The 6,539-nt window shown below is 66.5% G+C and carries 4 protein-coding genes and 1 pseudogene; 4 read left to right on the forward strand and 1 reads right to left on the reverse strand.

Features of this window, described 5'->3' with window-relative positions:
• Nucleotides 1–339, reverse strand: a pseudogene (locus AB0M22_RS45465) (esterase family protein); the annotation flags it as partial.
• Nucleotides 340–591: 252 nt separating this feature from the next.
• Between AB0M22_RS45465 and AB0M22_RS45470 the strand changes: the two are divergent.
• The 4 genes from AB0M22_RS45470 (at nt 592) to AB0M22_RS45485 (ending at nt 6,231) form a co-directional block, all read left to right on the forward strand.
• Complete coding sequence (locus AB0M22_RS45470; protein ID WP_364740256.1) at nt 592–2,004, forward strand: condensation domain-containing protein; 1,413 nt, start codon at nt 592–594, stop codon at nt 2,002–2,004.
• Nucleotides 2,001–3,662, forward strand: coding sequence for an MFS transporter (locus AB0M22_RS45475; protein ID WP_364740260.1), 1,662 nt, complete (start codon nt 2,001–2,003; stop codon nt 3,660–3,662). Before AB0M22_RS45470 ends, AB0M22_RS45475 begins: the two co-directional genes overlap by 4 nt.
• 80 nt (nt 3,663–3,742) lie before the next feature.
• Nucleotides 3,743–5,269 (forward strand): glycosyltransferase family 39 protein, encoded by a 1,527-nt coding sequence (locus tag AB0M22_RS45480; RefSeq protein WP_364740263.1) that lies wholly within the window; start codon nt 3,743–3,745, stop codon nt 5,267–5,269.
• Between the two features lie 23 nt (nt 5,270–5,292).
• Nucleotides 5,293–6,231, forward strand: coding sequence for a glucosyl-3-phosphoglycerate synthase (locus AB0M22_RS45485; protein ID WP_364740266.1), 939 nt, complete (start codon nt 5,293–5,295; stop codon nt 6,229–6,231).
• Nucleotides 6,232–6,539: the final 308 nt, after the last annotated feature.

The raw sequence follows: 6,539 nt of genomic DNA on the forward strand, positions 1-6,539 counted from the left end.
AGTCTGATTCGTCCAGTTGCTGCCCTCACTGCCACCGCTCGCACCATTGAGCAGATACAAGGCCGGCGCGGGGCGCGAAACATCCTGCGCCGGATAGACTTCCAGATCTATAGGCGCGGCCATCGCGGTGGAGTACACCGTCACCAACAGCTGCCGTCCCACACCCGGACGTACCGAGACGATATGTGATCCGTCTGATTCGGGAGCGGCAACCGCCATCGGACCGGTGACCGCGACGGGCGTCGCCCCGGCGATCGACAGCACGACGGCGGCGGCCAGGCGGCACGCGACGCGGCGAATGCGTTGCCGCACCGGCATATTCGCAGCGAAGGTCGCCACCGGGTGCCTCCTGGCCGATCGATGATTGTGCTGGTGTGGCACCGAACGTAAGACGCACTGGTGAGCACCGACAAGGTATCCGCGGGTTGTTTGGACAGCGGACCAGTCACGCGGCCTCGCGGCTGGTGCACTTCACAGAATCGGCCGTTCTTCATGGACCACGCTGTGGTTCATATCGTTAACTCGGTAACTGTGACGGCGGTTGCACCGCCTTTTCTGGGGTTTCCCCATCGGCACGAATTGAGGGTACCTGTGGTTGGTTTCGGGTTCATCGAGGAATGGGTTCCAGCGCCGGGACGGCTCACGAGTTGGACCGCTACGCCACAATCCCTGGACGCGGCGCGCCGCGCGCCGATCCATCCGATACCGCCCTCCCACCAGCAGGAGCAATATCTGCGCGCCTTACATCGCGACGCGGAGGCGGGATTCGGCAGTTCACGCCTGTGCATGATCTCGTTCACGATTCCGGGATCGCCCGACTATGCCGCCTGGACCAGCGCCTTCACCGCGTTCCTGCGCCGCCACGACACGTTTCGCAGCTGGTTCTCCGTCGCCGATGACGGCGGCGTCCTGCGCCACGTGATGTCCCCGTCGGACATCGACTTCAAGCCGACCGAGCACGGCGATCTCCCCGACAGCGCGGCAATTCGCGCACACGTGGAAATGCAGACACCGAGCGCCCTGTGGTGGGATTGCTTCAGCTTCGGCGTAATCCAGCACGCGGATTCGTTCACCGTGTACGCGGGCGTGGACCATTTGCACACCGACGGGGTTGCCCAGGCATTGACCTGCGTCGATCTGTTGCTGCTCTACGGCAATGCCCTGTCCGACGGCAAACTCGAACCACAGCCGGTGGACGGGCACCTCACCTATTGTGAGCGCGAACGTTTCGGCAGCTCGGAATTGACCGCGCAGTCACCGAAAATCCGCGCTTGGCTGGACCTGCTGCGGCGCAATGACGGAGACGTCCCGCATTTTCCGGTGGAACTGTCGGACGGCACCGAACGCGGCGCGCAACGCACGGTGCACCTGATCGATGAGGCCGATGCGCTGCGTTTCGAGGAGATCTGCCAGGCCAACGGCGCCCGTTTCACCGGCGGGCTGTTCGCCGCGGCGGCCTTGGTGGAGGCCGAAATGTCCGGCAGCGACTGGTATTTCGGACTCACCCCGGTCAACACCCGCAGCACCGCGGGTGAGACGAGTTCGATCGGCTGGTACACGAGCCTGATTCCGGTGGAGTTCGAGGTCGACCGCGCCGACACATTCGCAACGATCGTGTCGCGGGCACAGGAGGCCTACGACCGCGGCAAGGAACTCACCGACGTTTCCCTGCATCGCGCGTTGGAGCTGGCGCCGCCGGAACTGGGTATCCGCACGCAACTCGGCTGGACCGCTCGAATGCTGTCCTACGTCGACGTGCGCAAGATCCCCGGCGTCGAAATGTTCGATCAGATCAACGGCGGCATGTACGCCAGCCGCGGTAGGTCGCGCGACGTCTACATCTGGATCAACCGGTTCAACGACGTCACGCAGCTCAGCCTGCTCTTCCCGGACACACCGGAGGCGCACGCCGCGATCGATCGCTACATCGCCGCGACCAGAACGATTTTCGCGGCCGTCGCCACCGACGGCGACTACGCGCCGCGCGTCGACGCGTTGTCGTGACCACGTCGACTTCGCTGCCGGTCGAGGCGGAGCGCACCGCAATCACCTTGGCCGCGTGGGGATCTCTGGGTGCCTGCCTGCTCGCCGTGTTCTTGCAGATGCTGGATCTGACGATCGTGAACACCGCGCTGCCGGAGATCGCCGACGACCTCACCGCCTCGGGTGCGGCGCAGGTGCTCGTGGTCTCGATCTACAGCCTGACCTTCGCCTGCACCTTGCTCACCGCCGCCAGGGTGGGCGCGATCGTCGGGCGACGACGGGTGTTCTTGTCGGCGCTCACCGTGTTCGTGGCGGCATCGCTGTGGTGCGGGTTGTCGCAGTACAGCGAAGAGTTGATCCTGGCGCGGGGTGTACAAGGCCTTGCGGCGGCGGCGATGTCGGCACAGACGATCGCGATCATCACCGCGTCGTTCCCGCCGGCGCGGAGAGCGCTCGCGTTCGGAATCTACGGTGCGGCAGCCGGTCTCGCCGCGATCGCCGGTCCGCTGGCGGGCGGTGTGCTGGTGGCGATCAATCCGTTCGGGGCCGGCTGGCACGCCATCTTCCTGATCAACGTTCCGCTCGGCCTGGTCGGACTCGCGCTGGCGTATCGGTATCTGCGGCAGGACTTTTCGGAAGACCAGGAGCGACTGGATCTGCCTGGGGCGTTGCTGTCCACGCTCGGACTGTTCCTGGTGATCTGTCCCGCGACGATCGGACGCGAACGAGGCTGGCCGCCTGCGCTTCTCGTACTCGTCCTGAGTGGCTGCGTGGTCCTGGCGCTCTTCGCGCTACGCCAGTACCGGCTCACCCGCCGCGGCGGCAGCCCGCTGGTGCGCGGTGAGCTGTTCGCCGATCGCGGTTTCGCCCTCGGCGCGGTGCTGACCGTGGGGTTCTTCGGGGTGTTCGGCGGATTCCTGTTCAGCGTGTCGGTCGCGGCCCAATCGGGGCTCGGCATGACCGCGATGCAGACCGCATGGTTGATGGTGCCGTTCGCGCTCGGCGGCGCGCTCGGTGCACTGACCTCACCGCTGCTCGTGGCCCGCTGCGGTTCGCGTGCACTGACCGTCGGCATGCTCGTGTTCGCGATCGCCGTCGTCGGTATCGCGGTGCTGATCGACCCGAATCAGGCGAGCGTCGACACCCTGCTGCTGAGCGGCCCGGTGTTTCTCGCGGGTGCCGGCATGGGCTGCTTCGCCGCTCCCCTACCTGCCCTCATGCTGGCCGGCGTCGCCGACCGGATCACCGGTTCTGCTTCCGGCACCGTGCCCGCACTGCAACAACTCGGCACCTCCGCCGGAGTGGTCGCGCTGGGCGGATTGTTCCTGCACCGGGTCAGCGGCACGGCGTCGGCGGCGACAGCCCAATCGAAAGCGGCTCTCGCGGAACAACTCACGGTCGCCGGCGTACCCGCGGACCGGCAACAGCCGATCCTCACCGGCTTCGCCGACTGCACCGAACGCGTACTGACCTCCCCTACCCCGACCCTCAGCAGGCACAGCTGCACGACCGGCCGTGACATCTTCGGTCCAGCGCTGGACTCGGCAACCGACATCGCCACGGCCCATTCCTATCTCACCGCGTACACCACGGTGCTGTGGGTGGTCGCCGCCACCGCTTTCGCGCTGACCGCGGTCACCCTCGCGATGCCCCGCCGCCCCGCACGGACCAGCACGTGACTACCGGCGCAGAAAGCTCTACTTCACGCATCGCTACGACGGACAGGGCGTCTTTCCTCGAAAGTTTCGATCGTCGGGGCATGCAACTGTGTGCCGGTCGGGTCCCAGAGTTCGCGGCCGTACCGGTCATTGTGGTGGCCGTCGCGACTGCGGCGATTCTGATCGCCAGGGCGAATCGATACGGATACTTCGGTGACGAGCTCTACTTCCTCGCGGCTGGACGTCGACTCGCGGTCGGGTACGCCGATCAAGGGCCGTTGATCCCACTCGTGGCCAGACTTGCGGATGTCCTCGCTCCGGATTCCCTTGTAGTGCTGCGCTTTCCCTCCATATTGATGGCCGTGGTCGGCATCCTCGTGGCCGCGGCGCTCGCTCGCGAATTCGGCGGTCGGCTCGGTGCTCAGCTGCTGGCGGGCATTGCCTACGCGGCATGCCCGTTCGCGATCACTCAGTCGGCGACGTTGTCCACCTTCGCTTTCGACGCGACCCTTTCGGCGACGGTGTTGTGGCTGGTCGTGGCATGGGTCCGTCGCCGACGCGATGGCTTCATCCTCGCTGCTGCCGTCGTCGCGGCGGTCGACATCCAGGTCAAGCTGCTGCTACCAGTGTTGCTGGCGGGCATTGTGCTCGGCGTCGCCCTGTTCGGTCCGCGCGAACTGGCGCGTCGGCCCGCTGTGTGGCTTGCGGCATTCATCGTCGCGGTAGCCGCGACACCGGGTCTGCTGTGGCAGTCTGCGCATGGCTGGCCACAGCTGGAGATGGGCGCGGTCATCCGGGCCGAGCAGCTCGCCGCCACCGGCGGGTCGTTCGGTCTGCCGGTCCAATTCGCCACGCTCGCCGGACTACTCGGCACTGTGCTTGCGCTGTACGGGCTTTGGGGTCTACTGAGCCATCTTTCCCTGACTCGGTACCGGTTCCTCATCGTCGTGGTTCTCACCCAGTTCGGGTTCGTGCTGGTCACCGGTGGGCGACCGTATTATCTGGCGGCACTGTTGCCGGTGCTGTTCGCCGCGGGAGCGGTGACGACCCAGGACTCCGTGCCACGACGATGGTGGTGCGGCAGTGCGATCGCAGTGACCGCCCTGACGGTGGCGATCGCGGTCGTCGCGGCCCTGGCACTGCCGCAACACATTTCGCGACTGTCCGAACCGACAGCCGATCGACGCGAACTGTCCACGCGACTGAGGATTTACGGCACAACAGGCTGGCCCGAACTGATCACAGCCGTCACCGACGCCTACATCCGAATCGATGCGGCCGAACGCGGCCAGACCGCGATCATCACCCAAACTTATTGGCAGGCAGCCGCGATCGACCAACTCGGCGATCCCAGCAGGCCCACGGTCTACAGCCCGAACCGAGGGTTCGCCTACTTCGGCACACCACCGGATTCCGCGACCACGATCCTCTACGTCACCGTCGGCGACGCCGAACCCACTCTGCGCCCGCTGTTCTCCCAACTGCACGTACTGACTCGAGCCGACGACCCGCTCGGCTTCCCCGGTATCTCGCGCGGCGTCACGGTGTGGCGCGGCGAAGGTCCGACCCGCCCCTGGACCGAAATCTGGCCCCACCTCCGCACACTCACCCTCGACCCCGGCCTCTGACCGAGCACTGAAAGGACCATCGCATGGTCGCCTCGCCTCTCGGCGCAACCGTGTTCCACCCCACCTGGTCCCAGGAAGAGTTGCTCGAACGCAAAGGCAGCCGCACCGTTTCGGTCGTGCTGCCCGCATTGAACGAGCAGGACACCATCCCCGGCGTCATCGCCTCGATGCGCGGCCTGCTCGGCACCCTGGTCGACGAGCTGATCGTGATCGACTCCGGCTCCACCGACCACACCGTCGCCGACGCCCGCGCCGCCGGTGCCACCGTCTACACCCGCGAACAGGCCCTCCCCGCGGTCGAACCGCGCCCGGGCAAAGGCGAAGTGCTGTGGCGCTCGCTGGCGGTGGCGAAAGGGGACCTGATCGTGTTCGTCGACTCCGATCTGATCGCGCCGAGCCCGCTGTTCGTGCCGTCCCTGCTCGCGCCGCTCCTGCTGGACGACGAATTGCACCTGGTGAAGGGCTTCTATCGACGTCCGCTGTCCGGCGCGGGCCCGGCCGATTTCGGCGGCGGACGGGTCACCGAACTGCTGGCCCGCCCGCTACTGACCGCGCTCGTTCCCGACCTCGCCGCCCTGATCCAACCGCTCGGCGGCGAGTACGCCGCCACCCGAGAGTTCTTGACCGCCATCCCGTTCGCACCCGGCTACGGCGTCGAGATCGGGATCTTGCTGGACGCCTGGAAACGCCACGGCTCCCGTGCGATCGGGCAGGTCGATCTGGGTATCCGCGCGCACCGCAACCGCCCGACGCACGAACTCGCCGTGATGAGCCGCCAGGTCGTCGCCACCCTGCTCGCCCGGATCGGCATCCCGGATTCGGGAGTGGCACTGCGGCAATATCTTCCGCACGGATCGAGCTGGCGAACCGCCGAGACGGAACTCTCGCTGCTCGATCGCCCACCCATGGCCGAGCTGATCGATCCCGACCTCATGGTCGCGCCCGAGATCGGAGTCCACTGATGTCACCGACGAATTCGGCACACACTCGCCGCGGCACCGCACGATTGATCGCGCTCATCGTAGGCGTGCTGCTGGCTGCTACGAATCCTGTTGGAGCTTCGGCAGATCCAAGCCCGACCGCCCCACACATCGACCACTTGCGCTTCGAACAGCCGCGACTCATCGATGCCGGGGTCTACTCCGCGGCGATGAACTCCGTCGTCCGCGTGCGAGTCCTGCGGGCCGTCGACCCGGACGCCCCCGCCCCCACGCTGTATCTATTGAACGGCGCCAATGGCGGCGTCGACGGCAGTTGGCTCGACAAGACC

Source organism: Nocardia sp. NPDC051756, from assembly GCF_040681495.1.
Classification (GTDB): domain Bacteria; phylum Actinomycetota; class Actinomycetes; order Mycobacteriales; family Mycobacteriaceae; genus Nocardia.